Raw genomic sequence first — 22,316 nt, 5'->3', positions numbered from 1 at the left:
CGGACAGGTGCGGGACCTGGTTTTGGGCCCGGTGCGGCGCTGCAGCGTCGTGCTGGGACAGAAACCTGGTCACCCAACGCCTTGTCGACACCCACGTGACCACAACGCCCAGATCCGCTGACGGGGTACTTCCCGCCGGCGGATTTGGTGCGTCTTTTTTGCGTTGACAGCCGCTCACAGTAAAAATATATTTGTCCCGTGAAACTAAACGGGCAATTCTGGCCACTAACTGGGCGAAAGGAGGGTCGCACATGCCACTGAATGATCTTGAACTGAAGCTCGCCAGGCGAGCCGTGCGTGGCGACCGCACCGCCCTGCTGCAACTGCTGGACGGCCGCAGCGCCTACCTGTACCGCACCGCCTACCTGTACGTCGGCAACGAGCAAGACGCCTTGGAGGTGTTGCAGGAGGCGACGACGCAGGCGGTGAGCGCCGTGCGGAAGCTGCGCGAGCCCCAGGTGTTTTTCACCTGGTACACCCGCATTCTGATTCGCCAGGCCCAAAGCGTCTACGCGCTGCGGGCCAGCGAGGAACCGACGGCCGACGCCGGCGAGCCGCTGGCGGCGCCGGCGGTCAACACCACCGAGCACCTCGACTTGCTGGCCGCCTTCGCCCAGCTGAAGGCGGAATACCGCCAGGCGCTGCAATTATTCTATTACCAAGACCTGCCGACGCGAGAAATCGGGCGACTGCTCAACGTCCCGGAGGCCACCGTCAAGACGCGCTTGCGCCGCGGTCGCCTCGCACTTCGCACCATTTTAGGAGGAGATTACTTTGGATGAACAACGAGACCGTCAGCTGTTGCACGACGAGTTCGACCAGATTCCGGTGCCAGAGGCGCTGGTTCACGACGCCCTGGCGCAAGGGGTGAAAAAGGCGCCGCGCCACCACCGCGTTCGCAACGTGCTGCTGGCCGCAGCCGCCGCCTTGGCGCTGACCACCGCCGGCCTGGCCGCCTTCGTGCCCCAGGTCGGCCAGGCCTTCGACAACGTCGGCTGGCTGGCGGCGTTTTACCTGCGCAACGGCAACGACGACAACGCCACCGCCTTTCACGTCAGCGGCGTGGCCAAGAGCCTCAACCAAACCGCAACCTCGCACGGCATCACGGTTCACCTGGTTGAAGCCTACTACGCCGGCAAAATCATCAGCGTCACCGGCGAGATCACCGGCATGACCGAGCGTCAGATCAACATGAACGGCGAGCACGAGCTGTCCTACTACGCGGCAAGCACCGCCAAGCAGCACTTCTTCAACGACACCTACGACTTCCAGGAAACCAAAACCGGCTACCGCTTCCGGCTTTTGTACAAGGCGACCGGCAACACCGCGCCGACTTCAGTCACCCTGCCGATTCGCATCCAGGAGCTCGGCGGCGTCTTCGGCCGCTGGAACTTCGACTTGACCATGAGCCAGCCGGCACCGGTGATCAACAAGCTGGCCGGGGCAACCTACGACTTCGGGGTCCCCGGTCTCACCGTAGCGCCGGTGGCCGTGATCAAGTACGCCCACGGCGCCGAGCTGCAGTACCGCGCCACCGGCGACTCGCGGTACGAGCACGGTGATACGGGCGAAATCGGCATCATGACCATCCAAGACGCGCAGGGTCACTCGCTGATCGACATGAGCGACGGGATGCAGCTTGGGGACCCCGACGGCAGCCTCACCAATCTGGCCCTGACCAAGATGCCGGTGCGGGGCCAAGCCTACCGCGTGCAGCTGGACTACTTCGTCAAGGGCGAAAGGAGTGCCCGTGAGGTGGTCAAGTCCATCGTGCTGTGGCCGTAAGTCGCTTCACGCAAAAATCGCGTCACCCGCTACTGCGGATGGCGCGATTTTTGGTGTTACTTTGTCTTGGGCCGGGGATGCAGGATCTTGTGGTCCGTGAAGTACATCTCGCGCGGCTCGTGGATGAACAGCGGCACGGTTTCCTCCACCACGCTGCTGAACTCAAGGCCGTACCAGTCGGCGGGGCTGGTGGTGACGTTTTGCAGCCACAGACGGCCGCCAATCAGGTAGCGGCGCCAGGCCGGAATGTTCTCGGTCGGCATCCCCTGCGGCCGCTCGCGGATGATGACGAACTTGAAGTCGCCGACTTGGCGGTCCTCAAGCGTCGTGTAGTGCGGCCGCTGCGGGTCGATTACCCCTGCCGTCAGCAGGTCGTTGATGATCTGGCGGATGTACAAGTTGACGTGCTGCGACGTCCGGAAGCCGAGGTACAGCTGGACCGAAATCACGTTGCGGGTGTGCATCATATCGACGGTGTAGCGCATGTCGTAAGGCTTGTCGGTTTCGTTGACCGTGACGAACCAGTAGACGCTCGCGCGTTTGGGCTGCTTGTCCAGAATCGAGTACAGCGTGGTGCGTTTGAGCCGGTAATCGGCCTTGACCTTGGTCATGTATACCAGGTTGGTGGTGAACAGCGGCTCGCGCTCGTCCTTAGACAGCGCGACCAGCTGCGAGACGTAATCGTTCAGGTGAACGTACTCGCTTTCGCCTTGGTAGCGCTCGCGCGACTTGTTGCCGAAGAACCAGATGACCATCAGCGCCAAAATCAGCTGCATGATGACCAGCGTGATGTAGCCGCCGTGCATGAACTTGACGAGGCTTGCGACCAGAAACATCGCCTCAAGCACCCCGAAGAAGCCGGTGACAAGCCCCGCGCGAAGCCGCCCGATGCGGCCCGACAAGTACTCGAACAGCAAGAAGGTCGTCATCAACATCGTGACGGTGATGGCCAGCCCGTAAGCGGCCTCCATCGCCTTGGAGGTGCGGAAGTACCAGACGACGCTCATCGTCACCAGGCACAGGAACCAGTTGACGCCGCCGATGTAGATCTGACTTTTGGCCGTCGAGGGGTGGGTGATGTGCATCCGCGGCAGGAACTTCAGGCTGATCGCCTCGTGAACTAGCGTGTAGGAGCCGGTGATCAACGCCTGCGACGCGATGATCGCCGCGAAGGTCGCCAAAATGATGGCAAAAGGCCGCAGCTCGTGCGGCAGCATTTCGTAAAACGGGTTGATGGTGGTCAAATTCGCGTAGGCTGCGTCCTGGTAGTGGCTGATCAGCCACGCCCCTTGCCCGAAGTAGTTGAGCATCAGCATCACGTAGACGAACGGCCAGGTCAGGTAGATATTGTACTTGCCGACGTGGCCCATGTCCGAGTACAGCGCCTCGGCCCCGGTCGTCGCCAGGAAAATGCTGCCGAGCAGGAAAAGCCCGACCTTGTTGGCCGGCGAGAACAAAATGGCGACGGCGTAACGCGGCGACAAGGCGCGAAGGACTTCGAGGTGGCCGCTCATGTGGGCCACCCCGGCGACCCCGAGAAACAGGAACCACACGAGCATCACCGGGCCAAAGGCGTTGCCCAGCTTGGCAGTGCCGAAGCGCTGAATCAAAAACAGCGCGAGCAGCACGGTGCTCGTGATTACCAGCACCACCATCTGCGAATCGGAGAACTGAAGCGGCCCAAAGGTCTGGCCCTTGAGCCCTTCCACCGCGCTGGTGACGGTGACCGCCGGCGTCAGCGTCCCGTCGGCCAAAAGCGCGGCGCCGCCGATCAAAGCCGGCACCGCCAGCCACGCGCCGTGGTTGCGAACCAGCGCGTAAAGCGCAAAGATCCCGCCTTCACCGTTGTTATCGGCTCGCATCGCGAGGATCACGTACTTGATGGTGGTCAAAAGCATCAGCGTCCAAAAAATCAACGAGATCGCGCCGATGATGTACTCCGGCGTCAGCGCCGACACCTTGCCGGCGTCGGCGATCACGGCGTTCATCACGTACAAAGGCGAGGTCCCGATGTCCCCGTAGACGATGCCCAAGGTGACCAGCATCCCGATGGCGCTGATGTGTTTTTTCTTCGGTGACATAGTTTCCTCCTGTTGTTAACAAGACGTCATGATAGACGCTTGAACCGGGTGCGTCAAGCGGCCTTCGCCCCGTCACGCCAGGGCAGCGCGGTTCGACCGGCCAGGCCGTTGCGGCCAGCCGCCTTCTCGCCGCGGTCTTCGCCCCACCGCCGATGCGGTGAACGCCCGCACCGGCCGCGGCAAAGCCAAAACGGCGGCCTCCCCAAGGGGAGACCGTCGCCTCACTTCGCGTACTCGACCGTTCGCTTCTCGCGAATGACGGTCACCTTGATGTGGCCCGGGTACTCGAGTTCTTTTTCAATTCGGTTGCGGATGTCTCGCGCCAAGACCACCGACTCCTCGTCGGACAGGGCCTCGGGCTTGACAATCACCCGCACCTCACGCCCCGCCTGAATGGCGAAGCTGTGGTCGACGCCTTGGTAGCTGTTGGCGATGGCCTCGAGCTTCTCCAGGCGGTGCAGGTAGTTCTCCAGCGTCTCGGAACGGGCACCGGGCCGCGCCGCCGAAATGGCGTCGGCCGCGGCGACCAGCACCGCGATGACACTGGTTGGGGCCACGTCGCCGTGGTGCGACGCAATCGTGTTGACCACGATTTTCGGCTCCTTGTACTTGGTGGCCAGTTCGACCCCAATCTCCACGTGGGAGCCGTCGACTTCCCGGTCGATGGCCTTCCCGATGTCGTGCAGTAATCCTGCGCGTCTCGCCATAATCACGTCTTCGCCTAACTCGGCCGCCATCACCCCGGCCAGCTTGGCCACCTGAATCGAGTGATCCAGGACGTTTTGGCCGTAGCTGGTCCGGAAGTGCAACCGGCCCAACTTCTTGATCAAATCCGGGTGCATGTTGTGAATGCCGACGTCAAAAATGGCCTGCTCCCCGATTTCACGGATGCGCTCGTCCATTTCCTTGCGTGCTTTGTCGACCATTTCCTCAATCCGCGCCGGGTGGATGCGGCCGTCTTGAATCAGCTTCTCCAAGGCGATCCGCGCGATTTCCCGCCGGATCGGGTCGAAGCCAGACAAAACCACCGCTTCCGGCGTGTCATCGATAATCAAATCGATCCCCGTCAGCGTCTCCAACGTGCGAATGTTGCGCCCTTCCCGGCCGATGATTCGACCCTTCATGTCGTCATTCGGCAGGTTGACCACCGTGACCGTTGTTTCCGCCACGATGTCCGAGGCACTGCGCTGGATGGCGTCTGCGATCAGCGTCTTCGCCTCTCGGTCAGCCGTCTCCTTGGCCTCGTCTTCGCTTTCCTTGATCAGTTTTGCGCGTTCATGCGCAAGCTCAGTCTTTGTTTCGGTGATGATTCGCTCACGCGCTTGACTCTTGGTCATTTCGGCGATGCGCTCGAGCTCAGTGTGTTGCTGCGTGATCGCAGCTTCGATGTCCTTTTCCCGGGCATCCAGCCGCGTTTGCCGTTCGTTCAGGTTTCCCTCTCGGTCCGACAGGCTCTGTTCCTTGCGGTCAAGCGTGTCGTCGCGGCGATCCAGTGTCTCCTCGCGCTGCAAGAGGCGGTGTTCCGATTGTTGAACCTCGGAGCGTCGGTCCTTGAGCTCTTGTTCGACCTGGCTTTGGTAGCGGTGGGCTTCATCGCGTGCTTCAACCAGTTTTTCTTTCTTCAGGGTCGCGGCTTCTTTGTTGGCGGTCTCGAGGATCCCGGCCGCACTGGTGTGGGCCTGGTCGACCGCCTTGTTATGACGGTTGGTTTGAATCTTGATCCCGAGGAGTACTCCCACGGCTAAGGCGATGACGGCGAGGATTAACGAGACCAGCATTTCTGTGCTCATCTTTTCACCTCCGCATCATCTCATCATGTGGTACCATGCTTTGATGCTGTGTTATTTTGTTCATTATGACACTCTCTGATTGTAGCGGTTTGATGAACAAGTGTCAACTTGTCCTGCGGTGTCAAGACGGTCGCGATTGGCCGGCGGCGACCCGCTCGGATCGCGCCGGTCGACCGCCGCTTCCGGCCACAAAAAAACGGCCAGGCTGGCCGTTGTGGGTGGTGCTACTTGTCGTCTTCGGAGTAACCCTTGTCGTCGTTTTTGGCGTCTTCGGTTTCTTCCTTCTTGGCTGCAGGCTTGGCTGCGGCCGGCTTGCCGGCATCGTTGATGGTGCGGATGGCGGAGCGGTTGAAGGTCAAAAAGACCCCATCGACGTCGAGGTCGACGGTTTGGTCGGCCTCGTTGATGCTGTCGACCACGGCGTGCAGGCCGCCGATGGTCACGACCTTGTCACCCTTCTTCATGGCGTTGAGCATGGCCTGACGCTTTTGCTGCTGCTTTTTTTGTGGCCGCATCATGCCGAAGTACATGAAGCCGAACATCAGCACCAGCACGATGATCATTGAAAAAGAACTTCCCAAATTAAGGCACCTCGTTTTCTGTTTTAGTTCACTCTACACTGTACCAAATTCAAGCCGGTTTAACCACCGCCTGAGGTCAGAAATTCCGGGCGTTGGGCTTATTGTAGCCGTACTGCTCGAAGTAGTCGCGGCGAAAATCCAGCAGCGAATCGCTGGCGATGGCGTCTCGCACCTGCTGCATCAGGTGCAACAGGAAGTACAGGTTGTGGTAAGACATCAGCCGCTCACCCAGCGCCTCGTCGGCCTTGATTAAGTGGCGCAGGTAGGCGCGGGTGAAGTTCTTGCAGGTGTAGCAGTCGCAATCCGGGTCCAGCGGCGTGAAGTCACGCGCGTACTGGGCGTTTTTGACCACCAGGCGGCCGTGGCTGGTCATCGCCGTGCCCTTGCGTGCGATGCGGGTCGGCAGGACGCAGTCGAACATGTCGATGCCGCGAATCACCCCGTCGATCAAGGCGTCGGGCGAACCGACCCCCATCAGGTACCGCGGCTTGGTGTCCGGCAGAAGCGGCACGGTGAAGTCCAAGACGTGGTTCATCTCCTCCTTGGACTCGCCGACGGACAGGCCGCCGATGGAATAACCCGGGAAATCCAAAGAGACCAGGTCACGGGCGCTTTGCTCGCGCAGGTCGCGGAAGCCGGCGCCTTGGACGATGCCGAACAGCCCCTGGCGCTCGGGGTTTTGGTGTGCCTTCAGGCCGCGTTCGGCCCAGCGGCTGGTTCGCGCCACGCTTTTGGCCACGTACTCGTAACTTTCAAAAAACGGCGGGCACTCGTCGAAGCTCATCATGATGTCCGGCCCCAGCGCGTTTTCGATGCCGATCGCCTTTTCCGGCGACAGGAACATCTTCGCGCCGTTCAGGTGGTTGCGAAAGTGGACCCCGTCTTCGGTGATGTTTCTCATGTGAGCCAGCGAGAAGACCTGAAAGCCGCCGGAATCGGTCAAAATCCCCTTGTGCCAGTTCATGAACTGGTGCAACCCGCCGGCTTCTTGAACGAGGTCCTCGCCCGGCCGCAGCCACAGGTGGTAGGTGTTGGCCAAGATGATGGTGGCCCCCATCGCCTCCAGCTCGTTGGGCGCGATGGTCTTGACCGTCGCCTGGGTCCCCACCGGCATGAACATCGGCGTCGGGAAGGTGCCGTGCGGCGTGATCAGCTCGCCGAGCCTGGCGCCGGTGTGCTTATCGACATGCAGCAGGCGGTACTTGATAGCAGGTTCCATGGGGCCTCCTTGGGGTTACTTATGAATGAACATCGCGTCGCCGAAGCTGAAGAAGCGGTAGCGCTCCTTGATGGCGTGTTCGTAGGCGTTCAAAATGTTCTCGCGGCCGGTGAAGGACGCGACCAGCATCACCAGCGTCGACTTAGGCAGGTGGAAGTTCGTGATGAAGGCGTCGACCGCTCGCCACTGGTAGCCCGGCTTGATGAAAATGTCGGTCCAGCCGGAGTCGGCTTTCAGTTCACCATCGAACTTGGTGCCGATGGTCTCAAGGGTGCGAATCGAGGTCGTGCCGGTCGCGACGATGCGGCCGCCGTGTGCCCGGACGTCGTTGAGCGTGTCGGCCGCCTCTTGGGAGAAGCGGTAGAACTCGCTGTGCATCTTGTGGTCCTCGATGTTGGTCACCGACACCGGCCGGAACGTCCCGAGCCCGACGTGCAGCGTCAGGTAGACCAGCCGAACGCCCTTGGCCTGAGCCGCCGCCAGCAGTTCCTTGGTCCAGTGCAGCCCGGCGGTCGGCGCCGCGGCGGAGCCGACCTCCTTGGCGTAGACCGTCTGGTACATCTCGGGGTCGTCGAGCTTCTCCTTGATGTAAGGCGGCAGCGGCGTTTCGCCCAGCTGATCGAGAATCTCCATGAAAATGCCGTCGTAGTGGAACTCGATGATGCGGCCGCCGTGCTCCAGCTCGGACACGACGGTGGCGGTCAACAGGCCGTCACCAAAGTCGATCACGGTCCCCACCGGCGCCTTTTTGGCCGGCTTCATCAGGGTCTCCCACTGATCGCCCGTCGTGTTGCGCAGCAACAGCACTTCCATGTGGGCCCCGGTGTCCGGCTTGACGCCGTATAGCCGCGCCGGCATCACGCGGGTGTCGTTCATCACCACGGCGTCGCCCGGGTTCAGGTAATCCAAGATGTCGTAGAAGTGCTTGTCCTCAAGCGCCCCGGTTTCGGCGTTCATCACAAGCATGCGGCTGGCGTCGCGCTTCTCAAGCGGCGTCTGGGCAATCAGTTCCTGGGGCAGGTCGTAGTCGAAGTCTTCAGTCGTTAACATGTTTTCCTTCCAATCATTGAATGGGGTACGGTTGTTCGAGGTGGGCGAAGCCGGCCGGGGTGACCATGCGCCCCCGCGGCGTCCGCTTCAAAAAGCCGATCTGCAGCAAATACGGTTCGTACATTTCCTCGATGGTGGCCGTTTCCTCGCCGATGTTGGCGGCAATGGTGGCCAGCCCGACCGGACCGCCTTGGTAGTCGCGGATCATCATCATCAACAGCTTGCGGTCGATCGAATCCAGGCCCTTTTGGTCGACCTGCAGCTGATCCAGCGCGTGGTCGACGATCGGCACGGACACCGCCTGTCCGGCGACGTCGGCGAAGTCGCGGATGCGCCGCAGCAGCCGGTTGGCGATCCGAGGGGTGCCGCGCGACCGCCGCGCGATTTCAAGCGCGGAGTCTTCGGGCAGCGTCAGGTTGAAGATGCCGGCCGACCGCAGCACGATCTGCTGCAGCTCCTCTGCCGTGTAGTACGCCATGTGCTCGGTGATGCCGAAGCGGTCGCGCAACGGCGCCGACAGCATCCCCGCCCGAGTCGTCGCGCCGATCAGCGTGAACGGCGGCAGCGGAAAATGCACGGGATGGGCGGTCGGCCCCTGCCCGACCACGATGTCGATGTAAAAATCCTCCATCGCCGAGTACAGCATCTCCTCGACAATCTTGGGCAGCCGGTGGATCTCGTCGATGAACAAGACGTCACCGGGCTGCAGCTCGTTGAGCAGCGCCACCAGGTCGCCGGGCTTTTCGATCGCCGGGCCGGAGGTGGTGCGAATCTGCACGTTCAGCTCGTTGGCGATTACCAACGCCAGGGTGGTTTTGCCCAGGCCGGGCGGCCCGTAGAGCAGGACGTGATCCAGCGCCTCCTCGCGCTTTTGGGCCGCCTTGATGTAGACGGCCAGCTGGTTTTTCACCGCGGTCTGGCCGATGTAGCCGCTCAGGCGGTGCGGTCGCAGCGTTCGCTCGACCACGTCCTCCGCTTCCTCAGACCCGGTGCCCACAATTCTTTCGTCGGTCACGTTGGCCCTCCTTTCTAATCCCTCAGCTCAACAGGCGCAGCCCTTCGCGCAGGTAGGCGTCGGTGGTTTTGGCGCCGCTTTTGGCCAGCTTCGTGGTCAGCTTGGCCACGGTTTTTTCCGGGTAGCCCAAGGCGACCAAGGCCGCCAAGGCGTCGTTCAGGGCCGGGTCGGCCACCGGCGCGACCGGGGTGAAGAGGTCGCCGACCGGGGCGGCCAGCTTACCCTTGAGATCCAAAATAATCTGCTGGGCCGTCTTCTTGCCGATGCCCGGAAACTTCGTCAGGTACGTGACGTCACCGGCCGCCACCGCACCGGCCAGGCCGTCGGTGCTGGCGTTGGCCAAAATGGCAAGGGCCGACTTGGGGCCGATGCCGGTGACCGTCAACAGCTGGTTGAAGGTCTGCTTCTCGCCGGCGCTGACGAAGCCGTACAGCGCCTGGTCGTTATCGCGAATGATCTGTTGAACGTAGACGGTGGCCGCCGCCCCTTCCTGGTAGGCGTAAGGGTTGGTCACCAACAGCCGGTAGCCGACGCCTTGCACCTCGAGCACCAAGAAGCTCGGCGTGATGGCCGCCACCACGCCCTTGAGGTATTCGTACATGAGTTGCCCCTTTCTGACTGTGCAGTACATGTGTTTGGTCCATTGTAGCACAGGCCAGGCGGCGGTGAAACCGACCGCGGCGGGCCGCGTGGGCTCAGCTACGGTGATGCGCGCTTTCGTGGCTGTCTTGGATGCGCTTGAACATTTTCTCTAGGTCGGTGTTGCTGAAGTGGACCAAGACCGGCCGGCCGTGGGGGCAGTTGAACGGATTTTCGACGTGCGAGAGTTTTTCAATCAGCGCCTTGGCCTGCGGGGCGTCCAGGTGGTGGTTGGCCTTGATCGCGCGTTTGCAGCTGATCATAATCGCGGCCTGCTCGCGAAACTGGGCGACGGTGACCTTGCCGTCCTTGAGCACCCAATCGATCAGCTCGCGAATCGTCGCCTCCTCGCGGCCGGCCTGCATCCAAGTCGGATGCTGCCGCACCTCGAAGGTATTTTGGCCAAAATCCTCCAGGAACACGCCGACGCCTTCAAGCACCGCGCGGTGAGCCCGAATCGCCACCGCGTCGGACGCCGGGTAGTCCAGCACCAAAGGCACCAAAAGCGCCTGCTCGGCCGCGGCGACCTCGCCGATCTTGACGCGGTAGTACTCGTAGTTCACCCGCTCCTGGGCGGCGTGTTGGTCCAGCAGGTACAGCCCGTCTTCGGCCTCAGCCAGCAGGTACGTGCCGTGAACCTGCGCCAGGTAACGCAGGTCCGGGAAGCGCTTGGCCGGCGGCGTGACCGGCTGCAAGGCAACCGGCTCGGCGGCCGCGGCGGTCGCGGCGGCGAACGCCGGCGCAACTGGCGGCTGGGTGGCGTACCGCGCATCCCAGGCGGCCAGGGCCTGCGGATCATCGAAAATTGGCTTGGCCGAAAGCGCCGTGATGGCCAGGCCGTAGCGGTCGGCGGTATCAGGGCCTGGCCCAGCGGCTGCGCTTGCGGCGTTGTCGCTAGCGGCTTGGGCCGAAGCGGTCGGCTCCAGCGCCGCCTGGGCGGCCCCGGACGCTTGCGGCGCCTGGTGCGGCTGCGGGGTCGCCACGTCAGCGAAGGGCAGCCCCGAGTCGGCGACCCGACCGGCAGCGGCTGCGCCGTCGGCCGGCGCCGACCCGGCGGTTTGCCCGTCGCGGTTGGACCGCGGCGTCGCGCCGGCCCCCAACCCGGTGCCGGGCTGGGACGCAAGGCGATTGGGTTCGCCGACCAGCTGACCGGCCGACGCCGAGTTCAGCGCCATGGTCAGCTGCTCGAGGTTGACGCTTGAGTGCCTGGGCAGGTTGCCCAAGGCGTCTGGAATCAGGTTTTGGGCCCCCATTTGGCGCCGCACCGCCTGCTCCAGCAGCGCCGCCAGCTGGTCTTCCTTACTCAGCCGCACCTCCTGCTTGGTCGGATGCACGTTGACGTCGACCAAAAGCGGGTCCATCGTGACGTCGATCACCGCCACCGGGTAGCGGCCGACCATCAGCTTGGAGCCGTAGCCGGCGATCAGCGCCTTGGTCAGCCGGTAGTTTTTGATGTAGCGGCCGTTGATCATCAGGCTCAGGTAGTTGCGGCTGGCCCGAGTGGTGTCGGGCATGCTGGTGAAGCCGTGAATCCGAAAGTCGTCGTCTTCACCTTGGACCTGCATCATGCGCTTGGCGACGCTCACGCCGTAGATGCCGGCGATGGTCTGCTGCAGGTCGTTGTGACCGGCGGTTTTGAGCATCAGGTTCTGGCCGTTCTTGAGGGAAAACGCGACCTCGGGGTGACCCAGCGCCAGGCGGTTGACGATGTCGGCGATGCGCGACAGCTCGGTGGCCTGCGACTTGACGTACTTGAGCCGCGCCGGGGTGTTGTAGAACACATCGTGAACGGTCAGCTGGGTGCCGCGCCGCGCCGCCGTGGTGTGCTGGTCCAACAGCTCACCGCCGCGCAGGTGGGCGGTCGTGCCCAGGCCGTTGTCTGTGGCGGTCACCAGCGTCACGTCGGCGATGGCCGCGATGCTGGCCAGCGCCTCGCCGCGAAAGCCCAGGCTGTGAACGTTGAACAGGTCGCGGGTGGTCAGGATTTTGGACGTTGCGTGGCGCAAAAAGGCCGTCGGGACGTCCGCGGCCTCGATGCCGGCCCCGTTATCGATCACCTGCACCGTGGCCAGCCCGGCCTCTTCGATCAAGATATCGACCTGGGTGGCCCCGGCGTCGATGCTGTTTTCGACCAGCTCCTTGACGATGCTGGCCGGGCGTTCGATCACTTCCCCGGCCGCAATCTGGTTGGCCAAGGTCTCCGGTAACTCGTGAATTTTTGGCATCTGCGTCTCCTTTCACCGCCGGCGTCAACGAATCAGCGCCGTTTCTTCAATTGCTTTTGCAGCTCGTACAACAGGTTCATCGCGTCCATCGGGGTCGCTTCCATCAGGTCGAACTTGCCGAGCTTCTTGAGAATCGGGTCGGCCTTTGGCACGACGGGCTCCGGCTCGAACAAGGACAGCTGCGCGTCGACTGGTTCTGCGGGTTCTGCGTCGACAGGCGTCGCGGCTTCCCCGGCGGCCAGCTCAGCGACCAGCGCCGCGGCCCCGGGTTGCGGGTCAGCAGGCTGCGGCGCCGGGCTTGGCGCGGCTGCGATAGCCGCGCCGGCCGCTTCGGGCGACGCGGTGGCGGCTTCCCCGCTGGCTGCTTCGCCCGGCGCCGCGGCCTCCAGCTGGCTCAGGATGTGGTCGGCCCGGGTCAGCAGGCTGGCCGGCAGCCCGGCCAGCTTGGCGACGTGAATCCCGTAGGACTTGTCGGCCGGCCCCGGCAGCATCTTGTGCAGGAACACCAAGTTGCCATGCTCCTCCACGGCGCCGACGTGAACGTTTTGCAGCCGGGCCAGGTGGTCGCCCAGGGCGGTCAGCTCGTGATAGTGGGTCGAAAACAGCGTCTTGGCGTGAACGTGGTCGTGCAGGTGCTCGATGATCGCCTGGGCCAGCGCCATGCCGTCGTAAGTCGCGGTGCCGCGGCCGATTTCGTCGAACAGCACCAGCGAGCTGGCCGTCGCGTGGCTCAAAGCCGCGTTGGCCTCCATCATTTCGACCATGAACGTGCTTTGGCCGTTGGCCAGGTCATCGGCGGCGCCGATGCGGGTGAAGATCTGATCGAACACCGGCAGGCTCGCCGAATCGGCCGGCACGAACGAGCCGGCCTGGGCCATGATCACGGTTAAGGCGAGCTGGCGCATGTAGGTGCTTTTCCCCGACATGTTGGGGCCGGTGATCAACAGGATGTCGGTGCCATCTTGCATCACCACGTCGTTGGGGATGTACTGGGCCTCGCCCAGCACGTGCTCAACCACCGGGTGGCGGCCGCCGTGAATCGCCAGGTCGTGGCGCCCGGCGTGGATCTCCGGGCGAATGTAGTGGTCGTTTTCCGCCGCAACGGCGAAGCTTTGCAGCACGTCAAGCGCCGCGACCTGGGCCGCCAGCGCCTGCAGCCGGCCAATCTGGGCCTTGACCTGCTCGCGAATGTCTTGAAACAGGTCGTACTCCAGATCCATTGCATGGGCCTTGGCCCCCAGAATCAGGGTCTCCTTCTCCTTGAGCTCGGGCGTGGAAAAGCGTTCGGCATTGGTCAGCGTCTGGGTGCGTTCATAGCGGCCGGCCGGCACCTTGGCCAGGTTGCCTTTGGTCACTTCGATATAGTAGCCGAACACGTTGTTGAAGCGGATGCGCAGGTTGTGAATGCCGGTGGCCTCGCGTTCTTTGGCCTCGAGTTCAGCGAGCCACTGCTTGGCGTTGGTCATCGCTTCGCGGTAGTCATCGAGCTTTTGGTTGTAGCCGGCCAAGATGACGCCACCTTCCGTGACGGCGATCGGTGGCTCCGGCTCGATGGCGCGGCGAATCAGGTTAGCGACGTCTTGCACCGGGTCCAAGGCGGCCAGCAGGTGCTTGAAGCTACCATCGTCCAGTGCTTGCAAAATGCTTTGGAGCGCCGGCACCTGGTCCAGCGAGGTCTGCAGCTGAATCAAGTCGCGCCCGTTGACCGTGCCGTATGCCACCCGGCCGGCCAGCCGCTCCAGGTCGTACACCTTGGTCAGCCGCTCCTGCAGCTCGCTACGTTCAAAGTAATGATCGAGCAGGTCCTGCACCTGGTCTTGGCGGGTCTTGATCTGCGCCAGGTCCAAAAGCGGCCGGTCCAGCCACTGCTTGAGCAGGCGGCCGCCCATCGCCGTTTTGGTGCGATCGAGCACGTCCAGCAAGGTGTCGCCTTTGCGGCCGGTGCGGCTGTTTTTGAGGATGTCCAGGTTCACCCGGGCGTCTTGATCCATCTCGAGAAAGGCGGAGGGCTGGTAGGCCACTGCCTTTTGAATGTGGTCCAGACTGCGCTTTTGGGTGGTCAGCAGGTAGTTCATCAGCATCGCGACGACCTGCACCTGTAGCTCGTCGGTCAGATCCTGGCTGACGTAGCTGGCCTCGGCCAACACCACCGCGTCGGCAGGACTCAAAAGCCGCCCGGCCCCCAGCAGCTTGGTGTCGGCCTCACTGAGCTCGGTCGGCACCACCACCTCGCGGCTATTCAAGGCGGCCAGCTCGTTTTGAAGCGTGAAGCGGTTGGCCAGCGTGGTCACCTTGAGCTCGCCGGTGGTCAGATCCGCGTAGGCCAATCCGTACTTGCCGGCAGCCGGCACCACCGCGGCCAGGTAGTTGTTGGCCTTGGCGGCACCCGGTTTGATGTCCATCTTGGTGCCCGGGGTGACCAGTTGGATCACCTCGCGCTTGACCATGCCCACGGCCTTTTTCGGGTCCTCCATCTGTTCGCAGATGGCGACCTTGTAGCCCTGATCCACGAGGATGTCGACGTAGCTTTGCGCCGCGTGGTGCGGCACCCCGCACATCGGAATCGGGTCGGTCGCCGACTTGTTGCGAGCCGTCAGCGTCAGCTCCAGAAGCTGCGAGCCGCGGATGGCGTCGTCGTAGAAGAGTTCGTAAAAATCCCCGATGCGGTAGAACAAAAAGGCGTCCGGGTACTGGTCCTTGATCGCCTGGTACTGCTGCATCATCGGCGTGTCTTGCGTTTTTTGCGGCATGGTCTAACTCCTATTCTTGTGCTAGGACAATTCTAACATGATTTGACCCGCGTCGGACCGCGGGTTTGAACGCGGCGAATCCCGCCGGCCCGACCGCGGCGAACCCGGGGCAGACGCCTCGCCCCAACGCCCAAAGCGGTGGTGCGGCCGCCCCAGATTCCGGTTGACAAAGTCGCCTCGCAGCGGCCCTTCGGCAACGCCAAAGCGACCCGGGCGCAAGCTGGGCTTGGCACGGGTCGCTTGGGTGGAGGCGCAGGAACTAGCGCTTCAGGTGGTAGCTGTAGGTGGCGATGATGACATTCTCGCGGCTGGCGAACGCGGCGCGAAGGCGGAACGTCGTCTGGTTGTGCAGAATGTTTTGCCACGGTTTCTTGGGGATGAACTGCGGAATCAGCACGGTGGTCGTGAAATTGCGCTTGGCGGCGTTTCTGGCCACGATGTCAACGAAGCGAATGGTCGGTGCCTCAACCGAGCGGTACGAGGAGTGGACGTCGACGAAGCGAACATCCGGGAAGTCCTGCTTGAACTCGGCCTGCGTCTCCTGCTCCTTGTTGGGGTTTTCGTCCATCGACACGTGCATCGCGATGACGTAATCGCCGATGGTCTGCGCGTAGTTCAACGCCCCGCGGGTCACCCGCGTCACGTTGCCGACCAGCACGATTACCGTGGAGCCGGCGTAGTCGTGCAGCTCAATGTCTTGCGGCAAGCGCAGCTGCATCGCGACTTCCTGGTAGTGGCCGTGGATTTTCCAGAAGACGAAGACCAAGGCCGGCATGATGATGAAAAACGGCCAGATGTCCGGCAGCCGGTAGACGAACAGGATTACCAAGATGGCAAATGAGATCAAGGCGCCGGAGAAGTTGGCAATGCTCTTGCCCAGCCAGCTTTTTTCCGTCGTGTGGCGGTGCCACCAGTGGCGAATCATCCCCGTCTGCGACAGCGTGAACGGAATGAACACGCCGACGGCATACAGCGGAATCAGCCGCTCGGTGGAGCCTTGGAACATCGTGATCAACAGCCCGGAGCCGATGGCCAGCGTCAAGATCCCGTTGGAGTAGCCCAGCCGGTCGCCGCGGTCCATGTACATGTGCGGCATGTACTTGTCCTTGGCCATGTTGTAGGCCAGAACCGGGAAGGCGGAAAAGCCGGTGTTGGCGGCGACGGCCAAGATCAGGGCCGTCGAGAACTGAATCACGTAGTACATCACGCCGGTGCCGCCGAAGGTCGCCTTGGCCACCTGGGACAAAACGGTCACCTTGGCCTCGGGCACGATGCCGTACCAGTAGTTCAAAAAGGTGATGCCGGCAAAGAAGAAGCCCAAGATTGTGGCCATGATGGCCAGGGTGCTGGCCGCGTTGTGTTCGCGCGGCTTCTTGAAGAACGGTACGGCGTTAGAGATCGCCTCAACCCCGGTCAAGGAGCTCGACCCGCTGGAAAAGGCGCGGAAGATCAAGGCCGCGGAGATGCCCGGCACGACGCCGCCGACCACCGCGGTGGCCTTGTAAGGAATCGCCCCGGTCGCGATCTGGAACAGCCCCCAGACGATCATCGCGGTGATCGCCACCACGAACAGGTAGACGGGAATCATCAGGAAGTTCGCGGATTCGCTCAGGCCGCGCAGGTTCATCGCGGTCAGCAGGATGATGATCACCAAGGCGATGGCGACCTGGTGGCCGTACAGCGCCGGAATCGCCGAGGTGATCGCCTCGGCCCCGGCCGAGGTCGACACCGCCACGGTCAGCATGTAGTCGATAAGCAGGCTCCCGCCGGCGGCCAGGCCGGCGTTTTGGCCCAGGTTCTCGGAGGCGACCAGGTAGGCCCCACCGCCGCTTGGGTAGGCGTGGATGATCTGCCGGTAAGACAGCGTCAAAGACAGCAGCAAGATCAGCACGAACGCGGCGATCGGCAGCGAGTACCAGATGGCCGCCGCCGACAGCGTGGTCAGGACTAAGACAATCTGCTCGGTCCCGTAAGCGACACTGGACAGCGCGTCGCTGGACAGCATGGCCAACGCTTTGAATTTTCCAAGCTTTTGTCCGCCTTCCTCAGAAGACTTCAAAGGCTTCCCCACCAAAAGGCGCTTGATATGATTCATTCGAATGCTCCATTCAAGATTGATCGGTTCGCCAAAGCAAACTCAGTTAGTTTAACGCGCAATTCACCGCAATACTATCAAAACTTTAACATTCCGTAAAGCGCCGCCGGGTCAACCAACCAAAAAAGCGACCGCCGCAGCTTGCAGCAGGTCGTCGCAGGGGACCCGGTCAGGCAACCGGGTGTTCGATAATCACAAGGTCCTTGACCCGAATCTTGTGGTGCAGGTCGGATTCAATCTGGTTTTTGGCCGCGTGGTTGATGGTCAGCTCGGCGGCATCGACGTTCGGGAATAGCTTCGCGACGACAAAATCGATCTCTTCTTGCTTGATGTTGCGCTTCTCGTGGGTCATCACGACATCGTCTTTGGCAAAGCCCTCGATGTAATGCACGTGAACCGATCCCAGGGTGTAAAGGCGAAAGGCCTTGACGGTGCTTTTGCCGTACAGGTAGCGCATGGTGTACGGCAGCATCTTGTGCAGGCTGAGGTTCAGCCGGATCGGGTTGGCGATCAGTTTCATGGTCATCACTCCTTTAGGTAAGTGTACCACGTTTGCCCCACCCCAATAAATTCCAGCACCCGATTTTTTTCGCCCGGCCAACCGCACGACCGGTCGCTGTCAGGTAACAGGGCCCCGGCCAACCGCGCTAGGCCGGCGGTGCCTGCAACAGCGGCGCGAAGCAGGCCGCGATGGTCGCCTGCTTGGAAGGCTCAAGCAAAGGCGCCAGCTGCGGCCAAAAGCTGTATTCGTAATAGTCCCGGGTAAAGTCCTTGCCTTCAATCTTGCGAAACACCAGCGTCAACAGCGCGTTGACCCGCGCCGCCTGGGCGGCCGGGCTTGCGGCCAGTACCGCGTGGCGGACGGCCTGCAGCTCGTTCATCTCCCGCGTGTCCACCTCATCACCTCCATCGAATGTCTTAATGACATTCTACCGAGGCTCTGATTAAAAATCAATGTGAATCGTCTAATTTCTTTTATCTAACCAGGCCTTTTTGGCCGCCGCCAGCTGGTGGATCTCACCGGCCGTCAGCGGGCTGCCCCAGGGCAGCGGCGTCTTCAGCAGCTCCCGCTCCGGGGCATCGACGCCAACGTTCAGGTTGGTCGCAATCGGCACCATGCTGTGGTGGATGTGGCCGTGCAGGTTCAGCGTCTGCTTGGTGATGCCCAGCATCATCGGGTAATGCGACAGGATGAACTGGGTGTGGTCGTCCTTGAGAATCGTGCCGACGCGGTGGAAGCTGAATTTGGGCTGGTCGTGCCAGCCCGGGTCATGCGCCGCCAGGAACTTGAACAGCGCCTGGTAGTCGTGGTTGCCCTTGATGAACACGATGCGGCCGGGCAGGTCCTGCAACAGCGCCAGCACCCGGGCATTGGTCGGCACGTGCTCCGGGTTCATCGCGATGTCGCCGAGGTGGTAGACCACGTCGTTGTCGTCGACGCGAGCGGCCCAGGCATCAAGCATCGCCGCATTCATCGCCGCAACGCTTGCGAAGGGCCGCGGCGCAAAGTCGTTGTTGCCCAGCAAGTCGGCGTGGTCAAAATGAGTATCCGCAATGAAAAAATTCAAGATTGGCGTCCTCCTTTGGCGCGGGTCAGCACGACCCACATGGTGATCGGCACCGTCAGCGTGACGGCAATCACCGCAAACAGCACCTGAATCAGCTCCCCGGCAAAAATCTGGTTGTTCAGGATTTCCCAAAACGGGTAGTGCAGCTGGGCGAACCAGACGAACAGGCCGGCAAAGCCGCCGAAGAAGCCGAAGAACAGCGTGTTCAACCCGGTGCCGATGATCGCCCCGGCCATGCGCCGGCGAGCGGCGAGCGTCACCGCCGCCCCGAGCTCGGTCATGCCGGCGGCTACCGCCACCGCCGCCTCGGCGATTGCCCCCAGGGTGCTGAGCAGCCCGGTGGCGATCAGGAGATTCTGAAAGCTGATGCCGATGTACAAGGAGAAGCCCTCAAGCTCCTCCGAGTCCTCAGGGCCAAAGCCGGCGGTGTGGCTGAGGATGACCGCGGTGATCACCACCGCCAGCACCAGCCCCATCACCGCAAGCGACGCGACGAAGGCGGCGCCTGCGACCTCAGCGTCCTTGGTCGACAGGAAAATCACCGCGGCCAGCACGATAAGCCCAACCACCACCGCCACGGCGATCGGATTGAACCCCCCGGCCATCAGCACGACGGCCAGGATCATCACCACCGCGTTGATCACAAGGGCTAGGAAGTTAGCCAGCCCCTGCTTGCCACCGACCACCAGCAACAGCCCCAAAAGTGTGAGGCCCAAGGCCGTGATTGTGCTCATGCGACCACCTCCTTAGGCGCCGCCCAGGCCGCAAGTGCGGCGGTCAAAGGCACCGCCAGCACGATGCCAAAGGCCGACACCAAAGACTGCGCGAAGCCCAGCCCCATCACCCAGATCACCGTCTGGCTGATCGAATTGCCATTGCGCAGCCACAGCACGCTTTCGGTGAAGGTGTCGGCGATGAAAATCATGAACAACACCGCAATCAGCGGCCCCATGATGTTGCGGCCGATGGCCATGCCGGCGCGAAACCGCGCCGCCCCACCGGCCGCAAGCTCCGACACCGCGGCGGTGATGTCCGTGCATTCGTCGAACACCGCCCCCAAGGCACCGATGATGATCTGGACGTAAAACAGTAGCTGCGGCGCCTGGGTCACGTACTTCACCGACTCCAGGTGCAAGTTCTTGTAGCCGGTCAGCGTGAAGATCAGGTACCCCAACGCGACCCCGGCGGCGGTGGCGCCGATGGTCGCAAACCCCGCCACGGCGGCCTGGCGGTTGAAGCCGACGACCAGCACCGTGGTCACCGCGGTGAACAGCACCGCCAGGCCGGTGAACAGCCACCAAGCCAGCGTCTGGTGATTTTGAATCTCCACGTGAAGCGCCACCAGCAACAGCCCGACGTTGGCCAGGATGCTGACCGCCGACAGCACGAAGCGCCGCCGCATCACCAGGATCAGCAGCGCCACGGCAAAGCCGAACAGGCCGATGATCACGCCGTCGCGCTTGCGGTCGCGCAGCTGGTAGCCGCCGTTGGTGCGGCTGACGAAGACTTGGCTGCCCTGAACCAGGCGGCTGTCCATCGCCCCGGAGTACGAGTAGACGTTGGTGAAGTGAATCACCTGACCCCGCCGCGCGGTGTTGAGCAGCCGGGCGGCCACCTTTTGGGTGGTCAGCCGGTCATTATTTCCCAGGTTATCTTTTTGCGTCGCGGTGTGGGAAACGCGAACCGTGGTCACCTGGGCAATCGGCTGGCGGTACAGGCCGGCATCAAGTCGCGCCAACCCGAACCCCAGCGCAAACACCAGCACCGGCAGCAGGTAGCGCCACTTACGCCACATGGTTTTCCTTCATGATCTGGTTGTAGGCCGCAAGAACCGGCCCCTCGGGCTTGGCCCAGACGTCCCACTGCTTGACGTCGACCGGCGGGAACTGGTAGTGGGTGTTGACGTACTGCTCGTAGACCCGCACCGAGGTGGAGTGGGGAATGTTCAGCTGCACGATTCGCACCTGCTGAATCAGCCCGTTCAAGGCGGCGCGTTCGGCGCGGCCGTTCATCATGATGTTGCCCAGCTCGGCGTACTTGGTGCCGTCGTTGAGCGTGATTTCCTGAATTAGATCGAAGGTTTCGAACTTCTGCTTGTCCGCCATTGTACCCTCCAGCGATTGCGTTGACTTGGGCCGCTGCGGCATTTGTGGTATGGTCGAGGCACCACTAGGAGGGCCTATGCGAAACGCAATCTTGTTGTCATTAATTGGAATTTATCTGTGCTGCACCGCCTTCACCGTGGTCGGCCACCGCGGCGATCCGACCAAGGCCCCCGAAGAAACGCTGCAAAGCGACGACCTGGCCCTGGCCAGCGGCGCCGATGCGGTGGAGCTTGATGTGCAGGAAAGCGCAGACGGGGTGCTGGTGGTGCAACACGACCCGACGATCATGCGCATGACCGGGGCCGACTTGGCCATCGCCGCCACGCCTTTCGCCACGCTTCACGCCTATCATACCAAAAATGGCGAGCCCGTTCACAGCCTTGATGAAGTCTTAACCCATTACCAACACCGCCCGGGCCGCCTGCTGATCGAGACCAAGATTGAGCCGGGCATCCCCCACCCCCACCTGGAGGCCAAGATTGCCGCGGCCTTGGTTCGCACCCACATGACCGACCGGGTGATGTTTCACTCCTTTTCCAAAAAAAGCCTGAAGCGTCTTCAAAAGCTGCTGCCGCAGGTGCCGCGCCTCCTGATTGTCGGGTCGCTGCACCGCATCACCTTCGCCGTGTTCAAGTACGCCTCGGGCATCGACGTCGCCGCCGACCTGGTCACCCCAGACATGGTTAAGTCGCTTCACGCGATGCACCAGCTGGTGTACGTCTGGGACGAGATGAACGAGACCACCACCAAGTGGCGCTGGCTGGCCAACCTGAACCTCGACGGCGTGGTCACCAACTATCCGCAGGTCGCAAGCACCTACGCGAGACTGCGGCGCAAGGCCAGCCGACGCAGCGTCGATGCGCGACTGGTCAACACCACGACCGCCGCCCTACCGATTTACGAAAACCCCTACACCCAGGCGGCCACCGGCCACACGCTGGCCAGCGGCCAGGGCTTTGCCACCAAGGCGGAGGTTCGCTCCAACGGGGTGTGGTACGCCCAGCTGAGCCAAAACCGCTACGTCCCAACCGCGGGGCTGACCAAGGCGCCGGCCGCCGGCTGGGCCACCGCCTTGCTCAACCGCCGCGTGGTGGCCAGGCCCCGCGGCCTGCGCCTCTTCTTGCGCAACGGTCCAAGTAGCACCAGCGGCCGCAGCGGCTTTTTGTCCCGCAACGCGGCCGCCACGATTCTGGCGGTGGTGCGACGCCGCGGCCACACCTGGGTCAAGCTCACCGCCGGCTGGGTGCGGCTACAACGCCTGGGCATGGCTCAGGCACTGGTGCCGCGGCCGCTCAACTGCGGCGTCTTGCCCGAGGCCCCGCAGCGCCTGTGGTTTGACGGGCCGCTCCTGGATCCAACGCTGTGGTCAACCGCCCAGTGACGGCGGCATTGTTCGCACCGCGAATACCGGGT

General features: G+C 62.6%; 19 protein-coding genes. 3 read left to right on the top strand and 16 right to left on the bottom strand.

The annotated features are described in order from the left end of the window. The first annotated feature begins 251 nt into the window (after window positions 1–251). Together ACYVRZ_RS04135 and ACYVRZ_RS04130 are read left to right on the top strand one after the other, a co-directional pair. Complete coding sequence (locus ACYVRZ_RS04135; protein WP_461225076.1) at window positions 252–782, top strand: sigma-70 family RNA polymerase sigma factor; 531 nt, start codon at window positions 252–254, stop codon at window positions 780–782. Further along, entirely contained in the window at window positions 775–1,785 is a 1,011-nt protein-coding gene (locus tag ACYVRZ_RS04130) for a DUF4179 domain-containing protein (RefSeq protein ID WP_461225074.1), read from the top strand. Before ACYVRZ_RS04135 ends, ACYVRZ_RS04130 begins: the two co-directional genes overlap by 8 nt. Before the next feature lie 56 nt (window positions 1,786–1,841). Here ACYVRZ_RS04130 and ACYVRZ_RS04125 read toward each other — a convergent pair whose 3' ends face one another. The 16 genes from ACYVRZ_RS04125 to ACYVRZ_RS04050 all read right to left on the bottom strand — a co-directional run bounded on the left by ACYVRZ_RS04125 (window position 1,842) and on the right by ACYVRZ_RS04050 (window position 20,903). Then, entirely contained in the window at window positions 1,842–3,866 is a 2,025-nt protein-coding gene (locus ACYVRZ_RS04125) for a KUP/HAK/KT family potassium transporter (protein ID WP_461225072.1), read from the bottom strand. A gap of 221 nt (window positions 3,867–4,087) precedes the next feature. Continuing rightward, window positions 4,088–5,656, bottom strand: coding sequence for a ribonuclease Y (rny, locus tag ACYVRZ_RS04120; protein ID WP_461225070.1), 1,569 nt, complete (start codon window positions 5,654–5,656; stop codon window positions 4,088–4,090). 224 nt (window positions 5,657–5,880) lie between these two features. Then, a complete protein-coding gene (yajC, locus tag ACYVRZ_RS04115) occupies window positions 5,881–6,219 on the bottom strand; it encodes a preprotein translocase subunit YajC (RefSeq protein ID WP_461225068.1) in 339 nt (112 codons plus the stop codon). 94 nt (window positions 6,220–6,313) lie between these two features. Beyond that, entirely contained in the window at window positions 6,314–7,456 is a 1,143-nt protein-coding gene (tgt, locus tag ACYVRZ_RS04110) for a tRNA guanosine(34) transglycosylase Tgt (RefSeq protein WP_461225066.1), read from the bottom strand. Window positions 7,457–7,471: 15 nt separating this feature from the next. After that, a complete protein-coding gene (gene queA / locus ACYVRZ_RS04105) occupies window positions 7,472–8,506 on the bottom strand; it encodes a tRNA preQ1(34) S-adenosylmethionine ribosyltransferase-isomerase QueA (protein ID WP_461225064.1) in 1,035 nt (344 codons plus the stop codon). Window positions 8,507–8,519: 13 nt separating this feature from the next. Next, window positions 8,520–9,521, bottom strand: a complete 1,002-nt coding sequence (gene ruvB, locus ACYVRZ_RS04100; RefSeq protein WP_461225062.1) for a Holliday junction branch migration DNA helicase RuvB — start codon at window positions 9,519–9,521, stop codon at window positions 8,520–8,522. Between the two features lie 22 nt (window positions 9,522–9,543). Beyond that, complete coding sequence (gene ruvA, locus ACYVRZ_RS04095) at window positions 9,544–10,122, bottom strand: Holliday junction branch migration protein RuvA (protein WP_461225060.1); 579 nt, start codon at window positions 10,120–10,122, stop codon at window positions 9,544–9,546. Window positions 10,123–10,216: 94 nt separating this feature from the next. Next, complete coding sequence (mutL, locus tag ACYVRZ_RS04090) at window positions 10,217–12,385, bottom strand: DNA mismatch repair endonuclease MutL (RefSeq protein ID WP_461225058.1); 2,169 nt, start codon at window positions 12,383–12,385, stop codon at window positions 10,217–10,219. A gap of 32 nt (window positions 12,386–12,417) precedes the next feature. Further along, window positions 12,418–15,135: a DNA mismatch repair protein MutS gene (mutS, locus tag ACYVRZ_RS04085; RefSeq protein WP_461225056.1), complete on the bottom strand. Its 2,718-nt coding sequence runs from the start codon at window positions 15,133–15,135 to the stop codon at window positions 12,418–12,420. 259 nt (window positions 15,136–15,394) lie between these two features. Next, window positions 15,395–17,230, bottom strand: a complete 1,836-nt coding sequence (locus tag ACYVRZ_RS04080) for an APC family permease (RefSeq protein WP_461225054.1) — start codon at window positions 17,228–17,230, stop codon at window positions 15,395–15,397. A gap of 169 nt (window positions 17,231–17,399) precedes the next feature. Beyond that, window positions 17,400–17,750 carry a DUF1827 family protein gene (locus ACYVRZ_RS04075; RefSeq protein ID WP_262314919.1) on the bottom strand — a complete coding sequence of 117 codons (351 nt, stop codon included), beginning with the start codon at window positions 17,748–17,750 and terminating at the stop codon, window positions 17,400–17,402. Window positions 17,751–17,877: 127 nt separating this feature from the next. Beyond that, a complete protein-coding gene (locus tag ACYVRZ_RS04070; protein WP_461225052.1) occupies window positions 17,878–18,126 on the bottom strand; it encodes a hypothetical protein in 249 nt (82 codons plus the stop codon). Window positions 18,127–18,195: 69 nt separating this feature from the next. Next, window positions 18,196–18,798 (bottom strand): metallophosphoesterase, encoded by a 603-nt coding sequence (locus ACYVRZ_RS04065; RefSeq protein ID WP_461225050.1) that lies wholly within the window; start codon window positions 18,796–18,798, stop codon window positions 18,196–18,198. Then, entirely contained in the window at window positions 18,795–19,532 is a 738-nt protein-coding gene (locus ACYVRZ_RS04060) for a YibE/F family protein (protein ID WP_461225048.1), read from the bottom strand. Before ACYVRZ_RS04060 ends, ACYVRZ_RS04065 begins: the two co-directional genes overlap by 4 nt. After that, the gene (locus tag ACYVRZ_RS04055; RefSeq protein WP_461225046.1) at window positions 19,529–20,593 is read right to left on the bottom strand and encodes a YibE/F family protein; all 1,065 of its coding nucleotides are present in this window, start codon (window positions 20,591–20,593) and stop codon (window positions 19,529–19,531) included. Before ACYVRZ_RS04055 ends, ACYVRZ_RS04060 begins: the two co-directional genes overlap by 4 nt. Then, on the bottom strand, window positions 20,583–20,903 hold the full coding sequence (locus ACYVRZ_RS04050) for a hypothetical protein (RefSeq protein WP_262314924.1): 321 nt from the start codon (window positions 20,901–20,903) through the stop codon (window positions 20,583–20,585). Before ACYVRZ_RS04050 ends, ACYVRZ_RS04055 begins: the two co-directional genes overlap by 11 nt. A 76-nt stretch (window positions 20,904–20,979) precedes the next feature. On the opposite strand from ACYVRZ_RS04050, the gene ACYVRZ_RS04045 reads away from it, so the two are divergent. Beyond that, window positions 20,980–22,284, top strand: a complete 1,305-nt coding sequence (locus ACYVRZ_RS04045) for a glycerophosphodiester phosphodiesterase (RefSeq protein WP_461225045.1) — start codon at window positions 20,980–20,982, stop codon at window positions 22,282–22,284. Window positions 22,285–22,316: the final 32 nt, after the last annotated feature.

The sequence above is a fragment of the Lacticaseibacillus suihuaensis genome (assembly GCF_054785075.1).
This window is presented reverse-complemented; position numbering and strand designations above follow the sequence as displayed.

Excerpts from the sequence above, each read along its gene's own strand:
- ACYVRZ_RS04135 (WP_461225076.1), top strand. The coding sequence starts at position 252 with ATGCCACTGAATGATCTTGAACTGAAGCTCGCCAGGCGAGCCGTGCGT.
- ACYVRZ_RS04125 (WP_461225072.1), bottom strand. The coding sequence starts at position 3,866 with ATGTCACCGAAGAAAAAACACATCAGCGCCATCGGGATGCTGGTCACC.
- rny (WP_461225070.1), bottom strand. The coding sequence starts at position 5,656 with ATGAGCACAGAAATGCTGGTCTCGTTAATCCTCGCCGTCATCGCCTTA.
- yajC (WP_461225068.1), bottom strand. The coding sequence starts at position 6,219 with ATGATCATCGTGCTGGTGCTGATGTTCGGCTTCATGTACTTCGGCATG.
- tgt (WP_461225066.1), bottom strand. The coding sequence starts at position 7,456 with ATGGAACCTGCTATCAAGTACCGCCTGCTGCATGTCGATAAGCACACC.
- queA (WP_461225064.1), bottom strand. The coding sequence starts at position 8,506 with ATGTTAACGACTGAAGACTTCGACTACGACCTGCCCCAGGAACTGATT.
- ruvA (WP_461225060.1), bottom strand. The coding sequence starts at position 10,122 with ATGTACGAATACCTCAAGGGCGTGGTGGCGGCCATCACGCCGAGCTTC.
- mutL (WP_461225058.1), bottom strand. The coding sequence starts at position 12,385 with ATGCCAAAAATTCACGAGTTACCGGAGACCTTGGCCAACCAGATTGCG.
- mutS (WP_461225056.1), bottom strand. The coding sequence starts at position 15,135 with ATGCCGCAAAAAACGCAAGACACGCCGATGATGCAGCAGTACCAGGCG.
- ACYVRZ_RS04080 (WP_461225054.1), bottom strand. The coding sequence starts at position 17,230 with ATGAATCATATCAAGCGCCTTTTGGTGGGGAAGCCTTTGAAGTCTTCT.
- ACYVRZ_RS04075 (WP_262314919.1), bottom strand. The coding sequence starts at position 17,750 with ATGAAACTGATCGCCAACCCGATCCGGCTGAACCTCAGCCTGCACAAG.
- ACYVRZ_RS04060 (WP_461225048.1), bottom strand. The coding sequence starts at position 19,532 with ATGAGCACAATCACGGCCTTGGGCCTCACACTTTTGGGGCTGTTGCTG.
- ACYVRZ_RS04055 (WP_461225046.1), bottom strand. The coding sequence starts at position 20,593 with ATGTGGCGTAAGTGGCGCTACCTGCTGCCGGTGCTGGTGTTTGCGCTG.
- ACYVRZ_RS04050 (WP_262314924.1), bottom strand. The coding sequence starts at position 20,903 with ATGGCGGACAAGCAGAAGTTCGAAACCTTCGATCTAATTCAGGAAATC.
- ACYVRZ_RS04045 (WP_461225045.1), top strand. The coding sequence starts at position 20,980 with ATGCGAAACGCAATCTTGTTGTCATTAATTGGAATTTATCTGTGCTGC.